This is a genomic window from Polaromonas jejuensis NBRC 106434 (assembly GCF_001598235.1).
Taxonomy (GTDB): domain Bacteria; phylum Pseudomonadota; class Gammaproteobacteria; order Burkholderiales; family Burkholderiaceae_C; genus Polaromonas; species Polaromonas jejuensis.
The window spans coordinates 54,832-77,948 of record NZ_BCYO01000016.1 but is presented as its reverse complement, the minus strand read 5'-3'; the positions used below and the strand labels follow the sequence as shown (position 1 = coordinate 77,948).

The 23,117-nt window shown below is 62.0% G+C and carries 20 protein-coding genes and 1 tRNA gene; 16 read left to right on the top strand and 5 right to left on the bottom strand.

Annotated features, from left to right (window positions below; genetic code table 11):
• Positions 1-9 precede the first annotated feature (9 nt).
• The 3 genes from PJE01S_RS16955 to PJE01S_RS16945 all read left to right on the top strand — a co-directional run bounded on the left by PJE01S_RS16955 (position 10) and on the right by PJE01S_RS16945 (position 4,223).
• Positions 10-1,542 carry an acyl-CoA carboxylase subunit beta gene (locus PJE01S_RS16955; RefSeq protein WP_068834820.1) on the top strand — a complete coding sequence of 511 codons (1,533 nt, stop codon included), beginning with the start codon at positions 10-12 and terminating at the stop codon, positions 1,540-1,542.
• Positions 1,543-1,660: 118 nt separating this feature from the next.
• Positions 1,661-3,709, top strand: coding sequence for an acetyl-CoA carboxylase biotin carboxylase subunit (locus PJE01S_RS16950; protein WP_068834819.1), 2,049 nt, complete (start codon positions 1,661-1,663; stop codon positions 3,707-3,709).
• 19 nt (positions 3,710-3,728) lie between these two features.
• On the top strand, positions 3,729-4,223 hold the full coding sequence (locus tag PJE01S_RS16945) for a VOC family protein (protein WP_245660822.1): 495 nt from the start codon (positions 3,729-3,731) through the stop codon (positions 4,221-4,223).
• Between the two features lies 1 nt (position 4,224).
• On the opposite strand, the gene PJE01S_RS16940 is transcribed toward PJE01S_RS16945, so the two are convergent.
• Positions 4,225-5,139, bottom strand: a complete 915-nt coding sequence (locus PJE01S_RS16940) for a LysR family transcriptional regulator (RefSeq protein WP_068834818.1) — start codon at positions 5,137-5,139, stop codon at positions 4,225-4,227.
• A gap of 98 nt (positions 5,140-5,237) precedes the next feature.
• Between PJE01S_RS16940 and PJE01S_RS16935 the strand changes: the two genes are divergently transcribed.
• Both PJE01S_RS16935 and cuyA read left to right on the top strand, forming a co-directional pair.
• Entirely contained in the window at positions 5,238-6,332 is a 1,095-nt protein-coding gene (locus PJE01S_RS16935) for a YeiH family protein (protein WP_068834817.1), read from the top strand.
• Positions 6,333-6,388: 56 nt separating this feature from the next.
• A complete protein-coding gene (gene cuyA / locus PJE01S_RS16930; RefSeq protein WP_068834816.1) occupies positions 6,389-7,426 on the top strand; it encodes a D-cysteate sulfo-lyase in 1,038 nt (345 codons plus the stop codon).
• 39 nt (positions 7,427-7,465) lie between these two features.
• Here the strand turns inward: cuyA and rsxB are convergent, their stop codons facing one another.
• Both rsxB and PJE01S_RS16920 read right to left on the bottom strand, forming a co-directional pair.
• Complete coding sequence (rsxB, locus tag PJE01S_RS16925; protein WP_068834815.1) at positions 7,466-8,155, bottom strand: electron transport complex subunit RsxB; 690 nt, start codon at positions 8,153-8,155, stop codon at positions 7,466-7,468.
• A gap of 48 nt (positions 8,156-8,203) precedes the next feature.
• Complete coding sequence (locus PJE01S_RS16920) at positions 8,204-9,622, bottom strand: polyhydroxyalkanoate depolymerase (RefSeq protein WP_068834814.1); 1,419 nt, start codon at positions 9,620-9,622, stop codon at positions 8,204-8,206.
• 247 nt (positions 9,623-9,869) lie between these two features.
• Between PJE01S_RS16920 and ygiD the strand changes: the two genes are divergently transcribed.
• Entirely contained in the window at positions 9,870-10,724 is an 855-nt protein-coding gene (ygiD, locus tag PJE01S_RS16915) for a 4,5-DOPA-extradiol-dioxygenase (RefSeq protein WP_068834813.1), read from the top strand.
• Positions 10,725-10,872: 148 nt separating this feature from the next.
• Here ygiD and PJE01S_RS16910 read toward each other — a convergent pair whose 3' ends face one another.
• Positions 10,873-12,069 (bottom strand): amino acid aminotransferase, encoded by a 1,197-nt coding sequence (locus tag PJE01S_RS16910; RefSeq protein WP_068834812.1) that lies wholly within the window; start codon positions 12,067-12,069, stop codon positions 10,873-10,875.
• A gap of 167 nt (positions 12,070-12,236) precedes the next feature.
• On the opposite strand from PJE01S_RS16910, the gene uvrB reads away from it, so the two are divergent.
• The 10 genes from uvrB to PJE01S_RS16860 all read left to right on the top strand — a co-directional run bounded on the left by uvrB (position 12,237) and on the right by PJE01S_RS16860 (position 21,174).
• Positions 12,237-14,360, top strand: coding sequence for an excinuclease ABC subunit UvrB (uvrB, locus tag PJE01S_RS16905; protein ID WP_068834811.1), 2,124 nt, complete (start codon positions 12,237-12,239; stop codon positions 14,358-14,360).
• 314 nt (positions 14,361-14,674) lie between these two features.
• Entirely contained in the window at positions 14,675-15,211 is a 537-nt protein-coding gene (gene iscR / locus PJE01S_RS16900; protein WP_068834810.1) for a Fe-S cluster assembly transcriptional regulator IscR, read from the top strand.
• 96 nt (positions 15,212-15,307) lie between these two features.
• Entirely contained in the window at positions 15,308-16,525 is a 1,218-nt protein-coding gene (locus PJE01S_RS16895) for an IscS subfamily cysteine desulfurase (RefSeq protein ID WP_068834809.1), read from the top strand.
• 72 nt (positions 16,526-16,597) lie between these two features.
• Positions 16,598-16,993: a Fe-S cluster assembly scaffold IscU gene (iscU, locus tag PJE01S_RS16890; RefSeq protein ID WP_068834808.1), complete on the top strand. Its 396-nt coding sequence runs from the start codon at positions 16,598-16,600 to the stop codon at positions 16,991-16,993.
• Between the two features lie 29 nt (positions 16,994-17,022).
• Positions 17,023-17,346 (top strand): iron-sulfur cluster assembly protein IscA, encoded by a 324-nt coding sequence (iscA, locus tag PJE01S_RS16885; protein ID WP_068834807.1) that lies wholly within the window; start codon positions 17,023-17,025, stop codon positions 17,344-17,346.
• 73 nt (positions 17,347-17,419) lie between these two features.
• On the top strand, positions 17,420-17,938 hold the full coding sequence (gene hscB / locus PJE01S_RS16880; RefSeq protein ID WP_068834806.1) for a Fe-S protein assembly co-chaperone HscB: 519 nt from the start codon (positions 17,420-17,422) through the stop codon (positions 17,936-17,938).
• Positions 17,939-17,969: 31 nt separating this feature from the next.
• Complete coding sequence (hscA, locus tag PJE01S_RS16875; RefSeq protein ID WP_068834805.1) at positions 17,970-19,832, top strand: Fe-S protein assembly chaperone HscA; 1,863 nt, start codon at positions 17,970-17,972, stop codon at positions 19,830-19,832.
• A 39-nt stretch (positions 19,833-19,871) separates the two neighbouring features.
• The gene (fdx, locus tag PJE01S_RS16870) at positions 19,872-20,210 is read left to right on the top strand and encodes an ISC system 2Fe-2S type ferredoxin (protein WP_068834804.1); all 339 of its coding nucleotides are present in this window, start codon (positions 19,872-19,874) and stop codon (positions 20,208-20,210) included.
• Positions 20,211-20,344: 134 nt separating this feature from the next.
• The gene (dnaQ, locus tag PJE01S_RS16865) at positions 20,345-21,052 is read left to right on the top strand and encodes a DNA polymerase III subunit epsilon (protein ID WP_068834803.1); all 708 of its coding nucleotides are present in this window, start codon (positions 20,345-20,347) and stop codon (positions 21,050-21,052) included.
• A gap of 47 nt (positions 21,053-21,099) precedes the next feature.
• A tRNA-Val gene (locus PJE01S_RS16860) sits at positions 21,100-21,174 on the top strand.
• A 144-nt stretch (positions 21,175-21,318) separates the two neighbouring features.
• On the opposite strand, the gene PJE01S_RS16855 is transcribed toward PJE01S_RS16860, so the two are convergent.
• Positions 21,319-23,001 (bottom strand): PhoH family protein, encoded by a 1,683-nt coding sequence (locus tag PJE01S_RS16855; protein WP_068834802.1) that lies wholly within the window; start codon positions 22,999-23,001, stop codon positions 21,319-21,321.
• Positions 23,002-23,117: the final 116 nt, after the last annotated feature.

Here is a 23,117-nt window from a genome sequence, read left to right as displayed (position 1 = left end):
AAGCGAACCATGCAGGAAATTCTTGAACAACTTGAAAAAAAGCGCGCAGCAGCGCGCCTGGGCGGTGGCCAGAAGCGCATTGAAGCGCAGCACGGCAAGGGCAAGCTGACGGCGCGCGAACGGCTGGAGCTCTTGCTGGACGAGGGCACCTTCGAGGAATGGGACATGTTTGTCGAGCACCGTTGCAGCGACTTCGGCATGGCCGATAACAAGATCCCGGGCGACGGCGTGGTTACCGGCTACGGCATGATCAATGGCCGCCTGGTGTTTGTGTTCAGCCAGGATTTCACGGTGTTTGGCGGCGCATTGAGCGAAGCCCATGCCGAGAAAATCTGCAAGGTCATGGACCAGGCCATGAAGGTGGGCGCGCCGGTGATCGGCCTCAATGACTCGGGCGGTGCGCGTATCCAGGAAGGCGTGGCCTCGCTGGGCGGTTATGCCGACGTGTTCCAGCGCAACGTCATGGCCAGCGGTGTGATCCCGCAGATCAGCATGATCATGGGCCCCAGCGCCGGCGGCGCGGTGTATTCGCCGGCCATGACCGACTTTATTTTCATGGTGAAAGACAGCGCCTACATGTTTGTGACCGGCCCCGAAGTGGTCAAGACCGTGACGCACGAGGAAGTCACCGCCGAGGAATTGGGCGGCGCCATCAGTCACACCACCAAGAGCGGCGTGGCCGACCTGGCCTTCGAGAACGATGTCGAAGCGCTGCTGATGCTGCGCCGGCTCTACAACTACCTGCCGCTGAACAACCGCGAAAAAGCGCCGGTGCGCCCCAGCGCCGACCCGGCCGGCCGCATGGACCTGAGCCTGGACACCCTGGTGCCCGACAACCCGAACAAGCCCTATGACATGAAGGAGCTCATTGTCAAAACGGTGGACGACGGCGACTTCTTCGAGATCCAGCCCGAGTACGCGAAGAACATCATCATTGGCTTTGCGCGCATGGAAGGCCAGACCGTGGGCATCGTCGCCAACCAGCCGCTGGTGCTGGCCGGCTGCCTGGACATCAAGAGCAGCATCAAGGCGGCGCGCTTTGTGCGCTTTTGCGATGCGTTCAACATCCCTGTGGTCACCTTCGTCGACGTGCCGGGCTTCATGCCCGGCACCTCGCAGGAATACGGCGGCATCATCAAGCACGGCGCCAAGCTGCTCTATGCCTATGCCGAATGCACCGTGCCCAAGATCACCGTGATCACGCGCAAGGCCTATGGCGGCGCCTATGACGTGATGAGCTCCAAGCATTTGCGCGGCGACGTCAACTTTGCCTGGCCGAACGCAGAGATTGCCGTGATGGGCCCCAAGGGCGCGGTGGAAATCATCTTCCGCGAAGACAAGGGCGACCCGGCCAAGCTGGCCGCCAAAGAGGCCGAGTACAAGGCCCGCTTTGCCAACCCCTTTGTGGCCGGCGCACGCGGCTTTATCGACGACGTGATCCTGCCGCACGAAACCCGCAAGCGCATTTGCCGCTCGCTGGCGATGCTGGCAGGCAAGAAGCTGGAAAACCCGTGGCGCAAGCACGGCAACATCCCATTATGAGTTCCCCCCTTCTCGGCTCACTGCGTGTAGCCGGATCCCCCCTCCGGGGCGACGCCTGCAGCCCGGCGAAGCCGGTTCTGCGGCGCCCGCTTGCCAACACAGTTATGGAACAACGCTCATGTTCAAAAAAATTCTCATAGCCAACCGCGGCGAGATTGCCTGCCGCGTCATCAAGACCGCCCGCAAGATGGGTGTCAAGACGGTGGCGGTCTATTCCGACGCCGACAAGGATGCGCACCATGTCGAACTGGCCGACGAAGCGGTTCACATCGGTCCGGCGCCCAGCCGCGACAGCTATCTGCAGGCCGACAAAATCATCGCGGCCTGCAAGCAGACTGGCGCGCAGGCGGTGCACCCTGGCTATGGCTTCCTGAGCGAGAACGAAGCCTTTGCCAAGCGCGTGGAGGAGGAGGGCATTGTCTTCATCGGCCCCAGGCACTACTCGATCGCGGCCATGGGCGACAAGATCGCTTCCAAAAAACTGGCGAACGAAGCCAAGGTCAACACGATTCCGGGCTGGAACGACGCGATCGAATCCGCCGAGCGCGCGGTGGAGATCGCCAAAGATATCGGCTACCCGGTGATGATCAAGGCCTCGGCCGGTGGCGGCGGCAAGGGCTTGCGCGTAGCCTTCAACGACAAGGAGGCCTTCGAAGGTTTCACCAGCTGCCGCAACGAGGCGCGCAACAGCTTTGGCGACGACCGCGTCTTCATCGAGAAGTTCGTCGAGGAGCCGCGCCACATCGAGATCCAGGTGCTCGGCGATTCGCACGGCAACGTGATCTACCTGAACGAGCGCGAGTGCTCGATCCAGCGCCGCCACCAGAAGGTGATCGAGGAGGCGCCGTCGCCCTTCATCAGCGAGGCCACGCGCCGCGCCATGGGCGAGCAGGCCGTGGCGCTGGCCAAGGCGGTGAAGTACCAGAGCGCCGGCACGGTGGAGTTTGTGGTCGGCAAGGACCAGAGCTTTTACTTCCTCGAAATGAACACGCGGCTGCAGGTCGAGCATCCGGTGACCGAGTGCATCACCGGCCTGGACCTGGTGGAGCTGATGATCCGTGTCGCTGCCGGCGAGAAGCTGCCGCTGACGCAAAAAGACGTGCAGCGCAATGGCTGGGCCATCGAGTGCCGCATCAACGCCGAAGACCCGTTCCGCAGCTTTTTGCCCAGCACGGGCCGGCTGGTGCGTTTTCAGCCGCCCAAGGAAACCATGTTTGCATCGGACACGGCCAACCTGCTGGGCGTGCGCGTGGACACCGGCGTGGAAGACGGCGGCGAGATTCCGATGTTTTACGACTCGATGATCGCCAAGCTCATCGTGCACGGCAAGGACCGCAAGGAGGCGATCGCCAAAATGCGCGAGGCGCTCAACGCCTTTGTGATCCGCGGCATCTCAAGCAATATCCCGTTTCAGGCGGCCTTGCTGGCCCATCCCAAATTCGTCGCGGGTGACTTCAATACCGGCTTCATTGCCGAGAATTACGCCAAGGGTTTTCATGCCGAAGATGTGCCGCACGATGACCCGGACTTCCTGGTGGCGCTGGCAGCCTATGTGAACCGCCGCATGCTGGGCCGTGCGGCCGGCATCAGCGGCCAGTTGCCGGGCCACGGCGTGACGGTGGGAGAAGAGTTTGTGGTGGTCGGCATGGGCGCTGCCGGGCAGAATACGCCGCACCCCGTACTGGTGCGGGACTATCAAGCCCAATCCGGCTCCAGCGCCGTAGAGATGGGCGATAGGCGCTATGAAATATGTAGCAACTGGCACCTGGGCGGCGCCCGCATCCGTGGTACCGTCAATGGCCAGCCCTTTGCCGCCCAGGTCGAACGCGGCGTCGGCCGGAACCCGCTGGCCATCCGCATCGCTCACAACGGCACGCGGCTCGACGCGCTGGTGCTGTCGCCGCGCGCCGCCGAGTTGCATGCGCTGATGCCTTACAAGGCGCCGCCGGACATGAGCCGCTATGTGCTGTCGCCCATGCCCGGCCTGCTGGTGGAAGTGGCGGTGCAGCCTGGGCAAAAAGTGCAGGCCGGTGAACGGGTGGCGGTGATCGAGGCCATGAAGATGGAAAACGTGCTGTTTGCCACGGCCGATGGCGTGGTGGGCAAGGTGCTGGCCGCCAAGGGCGAGTCGCTCATCGTGGACCAGCCGATTGTTGAGTTTGCATAAACGCAAAGGTGGAAGTCACATGATCGAGTCGGCGATGACCACGCGTCCCTTTAAAGTCCTGGGCATCCAGCAAATTGCCATCGGAGGCGCCAGCAAGGACCGTCTGCGCACCTTATGGGTGGACATGCTGGGTCTGGAAGTCACCGGCAACTTCGTGAGCGAGCGTGAGAACGTTGACGAAGACATTTGCGCCATGGGCAGCGGGCCGTTCAAGGTCGAGGTCGATCTGATGCAGCCGCTGGATGAAACGAAAAAGCCGGCCGTGCACACCACCCCGCTCAACCATGTGGGGCTATGGATTGACGACTTGTCCAAGGCGGTGGAATGGTTGACGGCCCAGGGCGTGCGCTTTGCGCCGGGCGGCATCCGCAAGGGCGCTGCCGGTTTTGACATCTGTTTTTTACACCCCAAGTCCAGCGACGAGTTTCCGGTGTCGGGCGAGGGCGTGCTGATCGAAATGGTGCAGGCGCCGCCCGAGGTGATCAAGGCTTTTGCGGCCTTGGCCGGGGCCTGATTCAGCCCAGGGGCTTGGGCCTGTTCTGCTGCAAATAGTCGGTGAAGGCGCGCAAGCCGTGCGTGAGGTATTTGTCCTTGTGAAGGACCAGATGCAAGGGGCGCACCAGCGGCGGCAAACCTTCACGCAGCGCCACCAGCGTGCCCCGCGCAATTTCATCGCCCACCACATGCCATGACAGGCAACTCACGCCAAAGCCACTCATCACCGCGCGCTTGATGGCCTCGGCGTTGCCGAGTTCCAGCGCAAAGCGCAGCGGGCCGAACTGCGGCGCCAAGCGCTCTTCGATGATCTCGCGCGTGCCCGAGCCGGGCTCGCGCACCACCCAGTCCGCATCGCGCAGCGCGGCTGCACCGGGGCTGCCTGGGCTAGTGCGGGCCAGCGCATGCGAGGGGCTGACCACCACCAGCATTTCGTCATCACCCCAGTGTGTGCTGACCAGCTCATTGCCTTGGCAATGGCCTTCCACCAGGCCGATGTCGGCCTCGAATTTCAGCAAGGCCTGCAGCGTCTCGCGGGTGTTGCCAATGCGCATGTCCAGCGCACAAGGCCCGCTTTGCACATTGCGAAAACCGGCCAGCAGGGCGGGCAGGATGTAACTGCCAATGGTGTTGCTGGCCGCCACGCGCAGCTGCACGCCCGAGGTTAGCGGCAGGCGTTCCAGCTCATGGGCCTGCTCCAGCAGCGACAGCACCCGTGGAAACAGCATGCGCCCGGTCTCATTGATGACCAGCCGCCGCCCGAAACGGTCAAACAGGGCGCCGCCCAGCGCTTGCTCCAGATCGGCCAGTGCGCCGCTGACTGCGGATTGCGACAGCGCCAGTTCATCGGCGGCTCCGACGGTCGTGCCATGCTGGGCCACGGCCGCAAATACCGAGAGCTGGCGCAGCGTGAGGCGAAGAGGGCGGGCTTTCATATCGTTAATACAGATAAGTAATACTGTTATTACCGATTTTACTTATTTGAGTGCGGCACTTAGGCTTGGGGCTGTCTTTACTTTACTCAAGTCTTTGCATGTCTTCCCTCTCTACGACTCCCCGCGCCGCCCCAGTTGTCACCGCTCCAGCAGGCCACAACGCGCTGTGGCTGAGCTTTTTACCGCTGGGCCTGGTGGCCGCACTGATGCTGTGGCTGGCGCGCTGGCCGCTCTTGGCCGGCACGGGCTTGTCGCCGCTGACATTGGCCATCGGGGCAGGCATGCTGGCCGGCAACTTGCTGCCCAAGCGCTGGTTGCTGCCGCTGAGCCCCGGTGCCGGCCTGGCGCGCCAGTACCTGCTGCGGCTGGGCGTGGCCTTGTATGGCTTGCGGCTGACCTTTGCGGCTGTCGTGGCGCTGGGCGCGGCTGGCGTGGTGGTGCCGCTGCTGATGCTGGCGGCCACCTTGCTGGCAGGCATCTGGCTGGGCACCCGGCTGCTGGGCCTGGGCTGGCGTGAGGCCCTGGTGATCAGTGCGGGCAGCGCCGTTTGCGGCGCGGCCGCGGCCATTGCGGTGGCCTCGGTGCTGCGCAGTGATGAGCGCCAGACCGCCGTGGCGGTGGCCACGGTGGTGCTGTTTGGCACCTTGGGCATGTTCTTGTACCCGTCTTTGTACGAACTGGCCGTGCAGCAGTGGCAGTGGCCCGTCAGCGCGCGTCTGTTTGGTATCTTCACCGGCGCTACCTTGCACGAGGTGGCGCAGGTGATTGCTGCCGGCCAGATGATCAACCCGGCCGTGGCTGATGCCGCCGTGGTGGCCAAGATGGTGCGGGTGCTGGCCCTGGCGCCCTTGCTGCTGCTGATTGCCTTGTGGCCGCAGGGCAGCCGCCAGCCGGCAAGGCCCGCCAAGGGGCCGGCAGGGCGCGCACACGCGGTGCTGAAGTCCGTGCCCTGGTTTGCGCTGGGCTTTATCGCCGTCATGGCGCTGCACTCTGCGGGCTGGGTGCCGGCCGATTGGAAACCGGCCTTGATCACCTTCGACGATTGGCTGCTGGCCTCGGCCATGCTGGCGATTGGGCTGCACACACGTGTGGGCGACTTGCTGCGCGCGGGCCGCCGCCCCATGGTGCTGGCCGGTATGTTGTTTGTTTTTCTCGTCAGCGCAGGAGCGCTTCTGTGCTGGGTAGTCGACTGAAGACTGCCGATCTTTCGGTTATGGTTTGTCAGTTTTTACCAATGGAGGATTGAGACATGGATTTATCCCGCTTTCCCCGCCGCCGTTACTCCCACGGCGCCACCCCGCTGGAGTTTTTGCCGCATTTCACGAAAGCCCTGCGTGCCAGCTGCGATGTCGGCGGCGGCCCCAATGTGTGGATCAAGCGCGACGATATGCTGGGCCTGACGCCCGGTGGCAACAAGACGCGCAAGCTGGAGTTTCTGGTGGCCGACGCGCTGGCGCAGGGCGCTGACACATTGATCACCTGCGGCGCACCGCAGTCCAACCATTGCCGCGCCACGCTCAGCGCGGCCATCAAGGAAGGCCTCAAATGCCGCTTTGTGATTGAAGAGCGCGTGCCGGGCAGCTACAAGCCGGACGCCAGCGGCAACAATTTCCTGTTCCGTCTGCTGGGCGTGGAGGCGCTCAGCGTGGTGCCGGCCGGCAGCAACATGCTCGAAGCCATGCAGCAAGTGGCGGCCGAGCTGGCCAAAGAGGGCCGCAAGGGCTACATCGTGCCGGGCGGTGGCTCCAACGCGATTGGCGGGCTCGGTTATGTGGCCTGCGCACAGGAGCTGCAGCAGCAGTTCTTCGAGCAGGGCGTGCAAATCGACAAGATCGTCGTCGGCTCGGGCAGCTCCGGCACGCACGGCGGCCTGCTGGCAGGCTTTCTGGGCAACCGCATCAACATCCCGCTCATCGGCATTGGCGTGAGCCGCGATCCGGCCGACCAGGATCCGCTGGTGCACAAGGAAGCGCAGGCCGTGGCCGACTTGCTGGGCCTGGACATGACGATTCCGCGCGAGGCGGTGCTGAGTTTTGGCGACTGGTGGCGGCCCAAATACTCGGTGCCGAACCAGGCCATGGTGGAGGCCGTGCAGCTGCTGGCGCGCACCGAGGCGATTTTGCTGGACCCGGTCTACACCGGAAAAATCATGGCCGGCCTGATAGGCCTGGCGCGCCGGGGCTTTTTCAAGCGCGATGAGAACGTGCTGTTCATACACACCGGTGGAGCGCCGTCGCTGCACGCCTATGAGTCCGAGGTGCTGGGCCTGACCCGGCTGCCGGCCTGAGGGCGCTTGCCGGCCCTCAATCCCCGGGTGGCGGTCGGTTCAGGTTTTTTGCTCGCGCTGCGCCCGCGCCCGGGCCAGTGCAGCCTCAATCACCGCACGCTTGCGCTCGGCCACGGCCGCATCGGCCTCTGAACGCGCCGGGTTTCCTGGCGCCTGGCTGTCGGCGGGCTGCGGCGCTTTCTCCATTTTTTCAAGCTTTTTAGGGCTCTGGCCCTTATCCAGGCTGCGCTGGTAGCTATGAAACTCATAGCGGCTACGGGCCGTGTCGGCCTCGGCCTGCGACCAGGCGCTCCAGCCGGTGCGCGTACCCGTGACATTTTCCAGGCTGATGCAGTCCACCGGGCACACCGGCACGCACAGCTCGCAGCCGGTGCAGTAAGGCTCGATCACGGTATGCATCATCTTGTTGCTGCCCACAATCGCGTCGGTCGGGCAGGCCTTGATGCACAGGGTGCAGCCTATGCACCAGTTTTCGTCAATGATGGCCACGGCACGCGGGCCTTCGACGCCGTTGGCCGGGTTCAGCGGCTGTACGGGCAGGCCGGTGATGGCGGCAAGGCGGGCGATGCCCTCGGCACCGCCCGGGGGGCACTGGTTGATGGCGGCTTCGCCAGCGGCGATGGCTTGCGCGTAGGCCGCGCAGTCGGGGTAGCCGCAGCGCGTGCACTGGGTTTGCGGCAGCGCGGCATTAATGCGGTCAAAAAGGAGGCTTTCGGCGGGTGGGCTCACCCGCCTATTGTCCTACTTGTAACTGGCCTGCCGCGCCGCGCTGTGAAATCAGGCGCTGCGCGCGCGCCTTGGGGCGGCTGACTTGCCGGCTGGTTTTACCGTGGCTTTGGCTATCGCTTTGGCGGCGGCGGAAGCGGAAGCGGAAGCGGCGGATTTTGCTACTGTTTTGGTAGCTGAGGGCGCCCGATCAGCCTGGGCCAGGGGTTGATTGTTTTCAAGAATAAAGGCCTTGACCTGCGGATAGACGAATTCGCGCCAGCGGCGGCCGCTGAAAATCCCGTAGTGGCCCGCACCCTTGACTTCCAGATGCTGCTGGCGCGCCTTCGGGACGTTGTAGCAAAGGCTGTGGGCGGCTTCGGTCTGGCCGGCCCCGGAAATGTCATCCAGCTCGCCTTCGATGGTGAAGTGGGCCGTGGTCTTGATGTCCTCGGGGCGTACGCGTTCAAGTTTGCCGTCTACGCCCATCACATCCCAGGTGCCATTCACCAGCTTGAACTCCTGGAACACGGTCTTGATGGTGTCCAGGTAGTAATCAGCGTCCATGTCCAGCACTGCGTTGTACTCGTCGTAAAACCTGCGGTGGGCCTCTGCGCTGGCGTCGTCGCCCTTGATCAGGTCCTGGAAGTAGTCGTAGTGGCTGCTGGCGTGGCGGTCGGGGTTCATGGCTACAAAGCCGCTGTGCTGCAAAAAGCCGGGATACACGCGTCGCCCTGCACCGGGGAAGCTGCTGGGCACGCGGTAAATCACGTTGTTTTCAAACCACTCGTAGCTTTTGTTCATGGCCAGGTTGTTGACGGCCGTCGGCGATTTGCGGGCGTCAATCGGGCCGCCCATCATGGTCATGCTCAGCGGCGTGGATTCGCCGCGCGACGCCATCAGCGAGATGCCCGCCAGCACCGGCACGGTGGGCTGGCACACGCTGATGACGTGGCAGTTGCCGTAAATGCCCTGCACATGGCGTATGAATTCCTGCACGTAGTTGACGTAGTCGTCGAGGCTGAAGCAGCCCTCGGACAGGGGCACGGTGCGGGCGTTTTTCCAGTCGGTGATGTAGACCTTGTGGTCTTTCAGCATGGTTTTGACGGTGTCGCGCAACAGGGTGGCGTAGTGGCCCGACAGCGGCGCCACGATCAGCACGGCCGGCTGGCCCTTGAGCTTGGTCAGCGTCGCCGGGTCGTCGGTAAAGCGCTTGAAGCGGCGCAGTTCGCAAAAAGGCTTGTCAATTTCGACCCGTTCGTGAATGGCGACGCTGGTGCCATCCACGTCCACCTTCTGGATGTCAAAAGCCGGTTTTTCGTAGTCCTTGCCCAGGCGGTAAATCAGGCTGTAGCTGGCCGCCACGCGCTGGGCGAACGGGTTTTGCCCTAGCGGCGACAAGGGGTTGCTGTAGAGCTTTGCCGCGGCCTGCGCAAAGTCAACAAAGGGTTCCATCAAGGTGCGCTGGGTTTCATAGACTTGATACAGCATGGAAGGAACTTTCGGTTTGACGGTCTGGGTGAAATCTTAGTGGAAATCGAAGTGGGTTGCGATTTGCAATATAACAGGCTAACAGGCGCCGGCGGTTTCCGGCAGGCGCATGGCTACCCATTCAGGCCGGGTGAGAAGCCTGCTTCCAGGCGTTCACAGGGCGCCGCTAACGATTACCATCTGATTGTGACGAGGATCCTGCGGCCTTGGGTGCTGCCAGGGGCCATTGCGCTTTACAGGAAAATATATGCTGCCCACCCCAGACGCCGCCGCGCTTGACCGCCTGCCATCCCTGAAAAAATCAGACCGGATGCCGGTGCTTTTTATCGGCCACGGCAGTCCCATGAACGCCATTGGCGACAACGAATACCGGCGCAGCTGGCAGGCGCTGGGCGCGGAGTTCGGCGCCAAATGGCCGCGCCCGCAACTGATTTTGTGCATTTCGGCTCATTGGCTGACCGAGGGCTGGTGGCTGACCGCGATGGCCCAGCCCAAAACCATTCACGACTTTGGTGGTTTTCCGCAGGAGCTGTTTGACCAGCAATACCCCGCGCCAGGTGAGCCGGCGGCGGCCCAGGCCATCAGCCTGCTGGTGCGCCAGCGGGCCTCGGCGCCGTTGGGGCTGGATGGGGGGGAGTGGGGGCTGGACCACGGCGCGTGGTCGGTGCTCAAGCCCATGTTCCCGGAGGCGGATATCCCTGTGATCCAGCTCAGCATGGATTACGCGCGCGGCCCCGAAGACCATTACGCACTGGCCAAGCAGCTCAAGGCCTTGCGCGACCGGGGCGTGCTGGTGGTGGCCAGCGGCAACATCGTGCATAACCTACGCCAGATGCAGCGCGGTGCCACGGCCAGCCAGGCTTATGACTGGGCGCTGGAGTTTGATCAGACCATCGGTGGCTACATCCAGCAGGGCAATCTGGACGCTCTGCAGAATTTCCAGAAGCTGGGGCAGGTGGCCAAGATGGCTCACCCGACACATGAGCACTACCTGCCGCTGCTGTACGCTGCGGGCGCGGTGGAGGCGAGGGAGGCCATGCGCTTTTTCAACACCAGTTACCAGGGCGGCTCGATTTCCATGCGCTCGGTGGTCTGGGGTTGATGGCCAAACCGTCGCGAAAGCGCTATTGAAAGAGTAGCTGCTTGCGCAGCAGGCATAGGGGCTGGAGCCAGTTTTTATGCCTGAAAAAGGAAAGCCGCCCTGAGGGCGGCTTTTTTACGGTGGTCAGCAGTCAGTGGCTGGGGGGAACTTACATCACCTTGGCAATCGATGCGCAGACGTAGTCGATGTTCTTGCTGTTGAGCGCCGCCACGCACATGCGGCCGGTGTCGGTGCCGTACACGCCAAACTCGTTGCGCAGGCGCACCATCTGGTCTTTGGAGAGGCCCGAGTAGCTGAACATGCCGATCTGGGTGGTGATGAAGCTCATGTCCTGCTGCACGCCGGCAGCCTTGAGGCCATCGACCAGTTTCTGGCGCATGGCCTTGATGCGCACGCGCATCTCGCCCAGTTCCTGCTCCCACAGGGCGCGCAGTTCGGGGTTGCCGAGCACGGCGGCGACCACCGCACCGCCATGGATGGGCGGGTTGGAGTAGTTGGTGCGGATCACGATCTTGAGCTGGCTCAGCACGCGGGCGGCTTCTTCCTTGCTTTCGCACAGCACGCTGAGCGCGCCCACGCGTTCGCCGTACAGGCTGAAGCTCTTGGAAAACGAGGTGGAGACAAAGAAATCCAGGCCGGCCGCCACAAATTTGCCGATGACGACGCCATCTTCGGCAATGCCGTAGCCAAAGCCCTGGTAGGCCATGTCGAGGAAGGCGACGAGGTCTTTGGCCTTGACGGCTGCAACCACCTGGTCCCACTGGGCGGCAGTGATGTCGTAGCCGGTCGGGTTGTGGCAGCAGGCGTGCAGCACGACAATGGTGCCGGGCGCGGCGGCGTTCAGGCTGGCCAGCATGCCGTCAAAATTGACGCCGCGCTTGGCTGCATCGTAGTAGGCGTAGGTGTCGACCGTGAAACCGGCTTCGGTGAACAGGGCGCGGTGGTTTTCCCAGCTCGGGTCGCTGATCAGCACCTTGGCATTGGGCTTCAGGTGCTTCAAGAAGTCGGCGCCTATCTTCAGGCCGCCGGTGCCGCCAATGCCCTGGACGGTGGCCACGCGGCCGGAGGTGACGGGTTCGCTGTCAGCGCCAAACACCAGTCCCTTGACGGCCGCATCGTAAGCGGCAATGCCGTCAATCGGCAGGTAGCCACGCGGCGAAGGCGTGGCCATCATGGCTTTTTCGGCTGCCTGCACGCATTGCAAGAGGGGCAGCTTGCCGTTGTCGTCGAAATAGACACCGACGCCGAGGTTGACCTTGGCCGGGTTGGTGTCGGCATTGAACTGCTCGTTCAGACCCAGGATGGGGTCACGAGGGGCCATTTCGACAGCGGTAAACAAAGACATGGAATATCCTCAGAAAGTAAAAAAATAGCGCGAAATTGATGCTTTTTCCGGCTTTTCGCCAGGTGGGCTGGGCTCGCGGGTCATCACGGGTTGCAATTCCCATTTTCGCCCGAATGTCGTATTCTGTTTGATTGCCCTCAATTTTAGCGGGGCTGGATCGAGTTTTTATGCCAGAAGCCATTGAAGCCATTGCCGAGTCCGCCGAGCAGCCCAGCGCCACCGGCCAGTTCATCCGCTTTCCGGATTCCCCGTTTGAGTTGTTTCAGCCCTACCCGCCGGCGGGTGACCAGCCCCAGGCCATTGAAGAGCTGGTCGAGGGCGTCAATGACGGCGAGGTGTTCCAGACCCTGCTGGGCGTGACCGGTTCCGGCAAAACCTACACCATGGCCAATGTGATCGCCCGCCTGGGCCGGCCGGCCATCGTGTTTGCGCCCAACAAGACCCTGGCAGCCCAGCTTTATAGCGAATTCCGGGAGTTTTTCCCCAAGAACGCGGTGGAATATTTCGTCAGCTATTACGACTACTACCAGCCCGAGGCCTATGTGCCGCAGCGCGATCTTTTCATTGAAAAGGACTCCGCCATCAACGAGCACATCGAGCAGATGCGGCTTTCGGCCACCAAGAGCGTGCTGGAGCGCCGGGATACCATCATCGTCGGCACGGTGAGCGCGATTTACGGCATTGGCGCGCCCGAGGATTACACCCAGATGCGCTTCATCGCCCGCACCGGCGACAAGATGGGGCAGCGCGATGTGATTGCGCGCCTGATCCGCATGCAGTACACGCGCAACGACCAGGACTTTTCGCGCGGCACCTTCCGGGTGCGTGGCGACGTCATCGACATCTTTCCGGCCGAGCATTCCGAGCTGGCGATCCGCATAGAGCTGTTTGACGATGAAATCGAGTCCCTGCAGCTGTTTGACCCGCTCACGGGCCGCATCCGGCAGAAAATCCCGCGTTTTGTGGTCTACCCGAAAAGCCATTACGTGACGCCACGCGACAAGGTCATGATGGCGGTGGAGACCATCAAGCTGGAGCTGTCCGAGTGCGTGGGCCGGTTTGTGGCCGATGGCAAGCTGGTCGAGGCCCAGCGCATCGAGCAGCGCACCCGCTTCGACCTGGAAATGCTCAGCGAGATAGGGCACTGCAAGGGCATCGAGAACTACACCCGCCACCTCAGCGGCTCGGCGCCGGGCTCGGCGCCTTCGACGCTGTGCGATTACCTGCCCAAAGACGCGCTGATGTTTCTGGACGAGAGCCACGTGATGATTGGCCAGCTCAACGCCATGTACAACGGCGACCGGGCGCGCAAGACCACCCTGGTGGAATACGGTTTTCGCCTGCCCAGCGCGCTGGACAACCGGCCGCTCAAGTTCGAGGAGTTCGAATCCAAGATGCGGCAGGCGGTGTTTGTTTCGGCCACGCCGGCGGCGTACGAGAAAGAGCATTCCGGGAAAGTGGTGGAGCAACTGGTCCGTCCCACGGGCCTGGTGGACCCGCAGGTGGAGGTCAGGCCGGCCACGCACCAGGTCGACGACGTGCTGCAGGAAATCCGCATCCGCGTCGAGAAGAATGAGCGGGTGCTGATCACCACGCTGACCAAGCGCATGGCCGAGCAGCTGACGGACTACCTCAGTGACAACGGCGTCAAGGTGCGCTATTTGCACAGCGACGTGGACACGGTCGAACGGGTGGAAATCCTGCGCGACCTGCGGCTGGGCGCTTTCGACGTGCTGGTGGGGATCAACCTGCTGCGCGAGGGCCTGGATATTCCCGAGGTCAGCCTGGTGGCGATTCTGGATGCCGACAAGGAGGGCTTTTTGCGCGCCGAGCGCAGCCTGATCCAGACCATAGGCCGTGCCGCCCGCAACCTGAACGGTCGGGCCATTCTGTATGCCGACCGCATCACGGACTCCATGAAAAAGGCCATGGATGAAACCGAGCGCCGGCGCAACAAGCAAATCGCCTTCAATCTGGAACACGACATCACGCCGCGCAGCGTGGTCAAGCGTATCCGGGACCTGATTGACGGCGTTTACAGCGAAAAATCGGGCAAGGAAGCCGAAAAACTCGAGCTGCAAAAAGCGCTGGTCGAGGACATGAGCGAAAAAGACATCGCCCGCGAAATCAAGCGGCTGGAAAAGCAGATGGTCGAGCATGCGAAAAACCTCGAATTCGAGAAAGCCGCCAGGGTGCGGGACCAACTGCATGTGCTGAAGCAGCAGGCCTTTGGTGCGCCAGGCACCGACAATGTGCCGCCGGTTTCGACAGCCGACCCCGACCGGCTTTAGGCTTTAGTCAGGGCTTGCCGAGCTCTTTCTGGCCTGGGCAGGCTGGGTCAGGACCGGTTGTACCGCTTTGGTACTAAATGGTGTTTGCGGGCGTTTGGAGGCTGTGGTGTTATGGGTTAAGCCACGGTTTGGGGCGCACTCCCGGGTAAACACGGGGCTGTGCTATACTTGACGAAAACAGTCAAGAACAATCCAACAACAAGAAAAGCCCCCCGCAACACCGGCTGACTACCTGGGCGGCAGGAGGAAGAGTTCCCTGGCGGCCACAAGCTTTCGGGGCTGAAAACGACCATCAAGCCATAAAGGAGCTTGCCATGCGCCTCACGACCAAAGGCCGCTTTGCGGTCACTGCAATGATTGATTTGGGTCTGCGCCAGAACAGTGGCCCAGTCACGCTGGCTGCGATCAGCCAACGCCAACAAATTTCCCTGTCTTACCTCGAACAGCTGTTCGGCAAGCTGCGCCGCCATGAACTGGTGGAGTCCACCCGTGGTCCGGGCGGCGGCTATACGCTGGGCCGCAAGGCGTCCGAGATCACCGTGGCCGACATCATTGTGTCGGTGGACGAGCCGATCGATGCGACCCAGTGCGGTGGCAAGGAAAACTGCCTGGGTGAAGGCGGCCGCTGCATGACGCATGAGTTGTGGGCCTCGCTGAACAGCCGCATGGTGGAGTTCCTGGATTCCGTGACCCTGCAAAAACTGGTGGATGACCAGCTGGCCAAGGGCGTGGTGATCGAAAATACCCCGCAGGTGAAAAAAGCCATTTACACCGCGCCCGTCGTCAAACCCATTCGTGTGAATGCACCCAATTCGGTGTTCGCCCTGGGCAATGCATTTTCCAAATCCTGATGGGTTGAAGGCGGTTTTTCGTCCGGTTTTGACCTGAATGCGTTGACGTCATTGTTTTGAGCTGCCAGCCAGCCTGTGAATTAAAGAGCTAGCCACATGGATACTCCACATTTCCCGATTTACATGGACTACAGCGCCACCAACCCGTGCGACCCACGGGTGGTGGATGCCATGATCCCCTGGTTGCGCGAGCATTTCGGCAACCCCGCGTCGCGCAGCCATGCGTGGGGCTGGGAGGCAGAAGCTGCGGTTGAAAAAGCGCGTGAGCAGGTTGCCGCACTGATTGGCGCCGATCCGCGCGAGATCGTCTGGACCAGCGGTGCAACCGAGTCCAACAATCTGGCGATCAAGGGTGCCGCCCATTTCTACCAAAGCAAGGGCAAACACATCATCACGGTCAAGACCGAGCACAAGGCGGTGCTCGATACCTGCCGTGAACTGGAGCGCCAGGGCTTTGAAGTCACCTATATGGATGTGCAGGCCGACGGCCTGCTCAATCTGGATGCGCTCAAGGCGGCCATCCGGCCCGATACCATCCTGGTCAGCGTGATGTTCGTCAACAACGAAATTGGCGTGATTCAGGACATTCCGGCCATTGGCGCCCTGTGCCGCGAAAAGGGCATCATTTTCCATGTGGACGCCGCGCAGGCGACGGGCCGTGTCGACATCGACCTGCAGACGCTGCCGGTTGACCTGATGAGCTTGACCTCGCACAAGACCTACGGCCCCAAGGGCATTGGCGCCTTGTATGTGCGCCGTAAGCCGCGTGTGCGCCTGGAAGCGCAAATGCACGGTGGCGGCCACGAGCGCGGCATGCGTTCCGGCACCTTGCCGACCCACCAATGCGTGGGCATGGGCGAGGCCTACCGCATTGCCAAGGCCGAGATGCACGAAGAAAACAAACGCATCCAGGCTTTGCATGAGCGCATGCTCAATGGCCTCAAGGACATCGAGGAGGTCTTCCTCAACGGCCACGCCGACAAGCGCGTGCCGCACAACCTGAACATGAGCTTCAACTTCGTTGAAGGCGAGTCGCTGATCATGGGCATCAAGGGCCTGGCCGTGTCCAGCGGTTCTGCCTGCACCTCGGCCAGTCTGGAGCCCAGCTATGTGCTGCGCGCCCTGGGCCGCAGCGACGAGCTGGCGCACAGCAGCCTGCGCATGACGATAGGCCGCTGGAGCACCGAAGAAGAGATCGATTACGCCGTTGCCACCATCAAGGAAAACGTGGTCAAGCTGCGCGAACTGTCTCCACTGTGGGAAATGTTCAAGGATGGCGTCGACCTGTCCACCATCCAGTGGGCGGCGCATTAAGCAAACGGGCGTTCAGGTGGCCTGAGATCAGATCGCAGCCATCTGCCAGCAAACAGAACTTAGGAGTTATTCATGTCATACAGCGCAAAAGTGGTAGATCACTATGAACATCCCCGCAACGTCGGCTCTTTTGAAAAGGGCGACGAAACGGTAGGCACCGGCATGGTCGGCGCCCCGGCCTGCGGCGACGTGATGAAGCTGCAGATCAAGGTCAACCCGACCACGGGCGTGATTGAAGACGCGCGCTTCAAGACCTACGGCTGCGGCTCGGCAATTGCCTCCAGCTCGCTGGTGACCGAGTGGGTCAAGGGTAAGACGCTGGACGAAGCGGCCAGCATCAAGAACAGTGCCATCGCCGAAGAACTGGCGCTGCCGCCTGTGAAAATTCACTGCTCCATCCTGGCGGAAGACGCCATCAAGGCCGCCGTGAACGATTACAAGCAAAAACGCATCGAAGCCGCGCACTGATCAACTGGTTTATTTTTCGAGTGATTTGAATGTCCGTTACCCTTACCGACGCAGCTGCCCGCCACGTGACCCGCTACATAACCAAGCGCGGCAAGGGGGTGGGTGTGCGCCTGGGCGTCAAGACCACGGGATGCTCGGGTCTGGCCTACAAGCTTGAATATGCCGACGAGATTGCACCCGAGGACGTGGTGTTCGAAGACAACGGCGTCAAGGTGCTGGTGGACCCGAAAAGCATGGCCTACATTGACGGCACGAAACTCGATTTTGTGCGCGAGGGTTTGAACGAGGGCTTCAAGTTCATCAATCCCAATGAGCGTGATCGCTGTGGTTGTGGCGAGAGCTTCCGCGTTTGACCAGCGAATTCCCAGCAGCGCTCCGCCCTCACAGAGCCGCCCACACTGACCGTGCTGGCGGCTTTTTCTTGACATGAATATTCATTCCACCGACTTTGAACTTTTTGGCGTGCCCATGCAGTTTGCGCAGGATAGCGCCGTGCTGGATGCGCGCTGGAAAGAGTTGCAGCGTGAGGCCCATCCCGACAAGTTTGCGGCCCAGGGCGCGGCCGCCCAGCGCCTGGCCATGCAATGGTCGGTGCGCATCAACGAGGCCTATCAGCGGCTCAAAAACCCCTTGAAGCGGGCCAGCTACCTGTGCGAATTGCACGGCGCGCCCATCCATGCCGAACACAACACGGCCATGCCGCCTGATTTCCTGGTGCAGCAAATGCAGTGGCGCGAAGCACTGGACGAGGCTGAAACCCTGCAGGATATGGATGAAATAGCCTCCCAGTCCTTGGCCAGCATGCGCAAGCAGCTATCAAAAATAGAGCAGACGCTGGATGCCCGAAAGGACTATGCGGCAGCGGCCCATCAGGTCAGAAGCCTTATGTTTATTGAGCGCTTTGCCAGCGAGGTGGATGCCCGCATCGACCAGCTGGGACAATGAAGCATTACAAAAGTTACAACAGACAAGCGTCATGGCACTCCTGCAAATATCCGAACCCGGCCAAACGCCAGACCCCCACCAGCGACGCATTGCCGTCGGCATCGACCTGGGCACCACGCACTCGCTGGTCGCCAGTGTGCGCAACGGCGTGTCCGAATGCCTGCCTGATGATCAGGGGCGCGTGATTTTGCCCAGCGTCGTGCGCTACCTGGACGCCGAGCGGCGCCAGGTCGGTTTCGACGCGCTGGCGGCCCAGGTCGAAGACCCACGCAACACCATCTCCTCCGTCAAGCGCCTGATGGGGCGGGGCATTCATGACATTGCCAGCCGCGCCCAGTTGCCCTACCAACTCAACGACAAGCCCGGCATGGTCACCCTGCAAACCGCCGCCGGTGAAAAAAGCCCGGTCGAGATCAGCGCCGAAATTCTGGCCACGCTGCGCTATCGGGCCGAAGATACCTTCAATGACGATGTGTATGGCGCCGTGATCACGGTGCCCGCCTATTTCGATGAATCCCAGCGCCAGGCCACGAAAGATGCCGCGCAACTGGCGGGCCTGAATGTGCTGCGCCTTATCAGCGAACCCACCGCGGCGGCGATTGCCTATGGCCTGGACAACGCCAGCGAAGGCGTTTATGCGGTTTACGACCTGGGCGGCGGGACCTTTGACATTTCCATCCTGCGCCTGACGCAGGGCGTGTTCGAAGTGGTTTCCACGGGAGGCGATTCCGCCCTCGGCGGTGACGACTATGACCGCGCCATGGCGGAATGGGCGCTGGCCAAGGCGGGCCTGGCTGCCGATACCCTGACGCCCTCGGACAAGGCGGCCCTGCAACAGACGGCGCGCGCCTGCAAGGAGGCCTTGTCCGCGGCGGATCCCGTTCCGTTTTCTGTGCAGCTGGCCAAGGCCTCCATCAATTTCGAGATGCAGGCGGCGGATTTTGAAACCGCCACCGCGCACCTCACCCAGCGCACCCTGACGGCGGTGCGCAAGGCCTTGCGTGACGCCAAATTAACCAAGGACGAGATTCAGGGCGTTGTGCTGGTGGGCGGCTCCACGCGCATGCCGCAAGTGCGCAAGGCCGTGGCCAGCTTTTTCGGCCGCGAGCCATTGACCAACCTGAATCCCGACGAGGTGGTGGCACTTGGGGCCGCCATTTCCGCCAACCAGCTGGCGGGCAACCACACAGGAACCGACCTGCTGCTGCTCGACGTGATTCCGCTGTCGCTGGGCATAGAGACCATGGGCGGCCTGGTCGAGCGCATTGTGCCGCGCAACCAGACCATACCGACGGCCATGGCGCAGGACTTCACCACCTACCAGGACGGCCAGACGGCGCTGGCCCTGCATGTGGTGCAGGGCGAGCGGGACCTGGTGGCCGACTGCCGCAGCCTGGCCCGCTTCGAGTTGCGCGGCATCCCGCCCATGGCCGCGGGTGCGGCGCGCATCCGCGTGACCTTCACCGTGGATGCCGATGGCTTGCTCAGCGTCAATGCCAGGGAGCAGGGCAGCGGGGTCGAGGCGCGCATTGATGTGAAGCCTTCCTACGGTTTGTCGGACGAGGAGATCGCCCGCATGCTGCAAGACAGCTTTGCCACGGCCCAGCAGGACATGCAGGCGCGCGCGCTGGCCGAGGCCAGGGTGGACGCGGACCGCATGGTGCTGGCCACGCAAAGCGCCCTGGCGGCAGACGCGGACCTGCTCAGCCCCAACGAACGGGCGCAGATTGACAGCCTGATGGTCGCGCTCACCGATGCGCGTGCGCACGGTGATGCGGCCACCATTGAAGCGGCTACCCAGGCATTGGCCAGGGGCACCGAAGCGTTTGCCGCGCAGCGCATGAACCGGGGCATACAGACCGCCCTGGCCGGGAAAAACATCGAGGCGCTCTGAGCGAAGTCTTCAGCAGCCCCATACCGTCAAGTTGACACCATGCCCATCATCAAAATACTGCCCCACCCCGAATACTGCCCTCAAGGTGCTGAGATCACGGCGCCCGCGGGCACGTCCATCTGCGAGGCCCTGCTCGACAACAAGATCAATATCGAGCATGCGTGCGACATGAGCTGCGCCTGCACGACCTGCCATGTGATCGTGCGGGAAGGCTTCAACTCGCTGAATGAACTCGACGAAAGCGAAGAAGACCTGCTGGACCGCGCCTGGGGGCTGGAGCCCAACTCACGCCTGAGCTGCCAGGCCTTGCTGGCGCAAAAAGACCTGACGGTGGAGATTCCCAAGTACTCCATCAACCATGCCAAGGAAATTCACTGATCCTGCAGTGGTGCAGTAACCCGGCCAAGAGCCCAAGGCCCGCGAAATTGCGGGCTTTTTTTTGCCGGACGGCCCGAAAAGGTTGTCTCGCCTTCCGTAGGCCCGCGACAGGGGCCGGAGCGATAATCCGTGTCATGCGCCAAATCGTTTTAGACACTGAAACCACGGGTCTGTCCGCTGACAGCGGCGACCGCATCATTGAAATCGGCTGCGTGGAGCTGGTGGGTCGCAAGCTCACGGGCAATAACAAGCATTTCTACCTGAATCCTGAGCGCGACAGCCATGAGGATGCGCTCAAGGTTCACGGCATCAGCAATGAGTTCCTGAAGGACAAGCCCAAGTTCGCGGCCGTGGCCGACGAACTGCTGGACTACCTGCAGGGCGCCGAGATCATCATCCACAACGCGCCGTTTGACGTGAGCTTTCTGAACAAGGAACTCGAACTCATAGGCCGGGAGCCGATCAGGCATTGCGTGGCCAAGATCACCGACAGCCTGATGATGGCCAAGGAGATGTTTCCGGGCAAACGAAATTCGCTCGACGCCCTGTGCGACCGGCTCGAAGTCGACAATTCGGGCCGGACCTTGCACGGCGCCTTGCTGGATGCCGAGTTGCTCGCGGACGTGTATATCAACCTCACACGCGGGCAAAACAGCCTGATGATCGATGTGGGGAGCTCCTCCCAGGAGGGCAGCGACAGCGTCCCGCAGATTGATCTCAGCGGGTTTGAGCTTCCCCTGCTGGCGGCCAATGAGCAGGAGCTCGCGGACCACGAAAAACTGCTGGTCGACATCGACAAATCCAGCAAGGGAAAAACTGTTTGGCGAGTTTTAAACGCTTGAAGTGAAAAAGTAGCCTGAAACCCCTTATAATCATAGGCTGACCGACAGGGCGGTTAGCTCAGGGGTAGAGCACTGCATTCACACTGCAGGGGTCGCAAGTTCGAAACTTGCACCGCCCACCAGAATACGAAGAACAATAAAGAATAAGAATAAAAAAAGCCAAGTCATCCGACTTGGCTTTTTTGTTTTCGTGGCTTGAATCACCCGCCTGCCTGCGCCATCCTGGCCGCAGGCAAGTGTGTTCCAAATTCCATCCCGCTATGGAGTCAAAGCACCTCGCTGGCGAAATCGGCCAGCCGTGAACGCTCGCCGCGGGCCAGCGTGATGTGCCCGCCATGCGGCCAGCCCTTGAAGCGGTCCACAGCGAAGGTCATGCCTGAAGAGCCTTCGGTGAGGTAGGGGGTATCAATCTGCGCCAGATTGCCCATGCAGATGATCTTGGTGCCCGGCCCGGCGCGGGTGATGAGGGTCTTCATCTGCTTGGGCGTCAGGTTTTGCGCCTCGTCGATGATCACGTATTTGTTGAGGAAGGTGCGGCCGCGCATGAAGTTCATGCTTTTGACCTTGATGCGTGAGCGGATCAGTTCATTGGTGGCCGCGCGCCCCCATTCGCCGGAGCCGGTGTCGGTCTTGCCCAGCACTTCCAGGTTGTCGTCGAGCGCGCCCATCCAGGGGCCCATTTTTTCCTCTTCGGTGCCCGGCAGGAAGCCAATGTCTTCGCCGACGGATACCGTGGCGCGCGTCATGATGATTTCGGTATAGCGGCGATCATCCAGCACCTGCGTGAGGCCGCTGGCCAGCGCCATCAGCGTTTTGCCGGTGCCTGCCGTGCCCGCCAGCGTGACAAAGTCAACATCCGGGTCCATCAGCAGGTTCATGGCGAAGTTTTGTTCGCGATTGCGCATGGTCACGCCCCACACGGCATTCTTGAGGTGGCTGTAGTCCTTCAGCGTCTTCAGGACGGCGGTTTTGTCGCGAATTTCCGTGACCCGCGCATAGAGCGGCGGCTCGCCGGGCGCTTCAAAAAATACAAACAGGTTGATCAGCAGGCTGGGCACGATGGGGCCGGTGATGCGGTAGAAGGTGTGGCTGCCTTGCTGCCAGCTTTCCACAGTCTTGCTCTGGCGCGTCCAGAAATCTGCCGGCAGGGCCAGCGCGCCGGAATACAGCAGGTCGCTGTCTTCCAGGGCCTTGTCGTTCTGGTAGTCGTCGGTGACCAGCCCGAGTGCGCGGGCCTTGACGCGCATATTGATGTCTTTGGACACCAGCACGACTTCGCGCGGCGCGTATTCCTTGCGCAGGGCCTCGACCACGCCGAGGATCTGGTTGTCGGCCTTGCCCTGCGGCAGGCTCACGGGCAGCGTGTAGTCCAGCGGCTTGGTCTGGAAAAACACGCAGCCGCCCGCTTCGGTGTGGCCGGTGGTGTCCAGCTTCAGGCCCTTGTCAATGTCGGCGCCCTGGGCGCCGGCCAGCGCGTCCAGCGTGCGGCTGGTCTGGCGCGCATTGCGGGCCACCTCGGTCATGCCTTTTTTGTGGCCGTCGAGCTCTTCGAGCACGATCATGGGCAAGAAGATGTCGTGTTCTTCAAAGCGGAACAGGCACATCGGGTCGTGCATCAGCACGTTGGTGTCCAGCACAAACAGTTTGGCGGGCCCCGTGCGCTTGGCTTTTTTCGGTTTTGCTACGCCTTGGGGGAGCGAAATGCTCTCTTTTTTATAGCTTCCTTCGCCCGTCTTTGTGGGGCTGGAAGGCTCTTTTCCCTTGAAGGCAACTGGGTGGTCGCCGCCGCTTGCCAGGCGGCTGTCAAACAGGTCCAGCACGGGAGGGCTCTGGACGGATTCCGTGTTTTTCGTCTTTCGCGTCGCCTTGGCGGGCGAGCGCGCAGGCGCATCGAGCGCGTCGGGTGAGAGCAGGGCGGCACGTTTGGTCGGGGCGGGAGGCAGTGGCATGGTGCTTAAAACTCTCTAATTGAAGTTCCGGAAACAAAAAAGCCGCCTCAAGGCCGGGGCGGCTTTTTCTTTGGGCGCAGTCGCGAAGGTCAACGGCATGAGTTCATTATGCACAA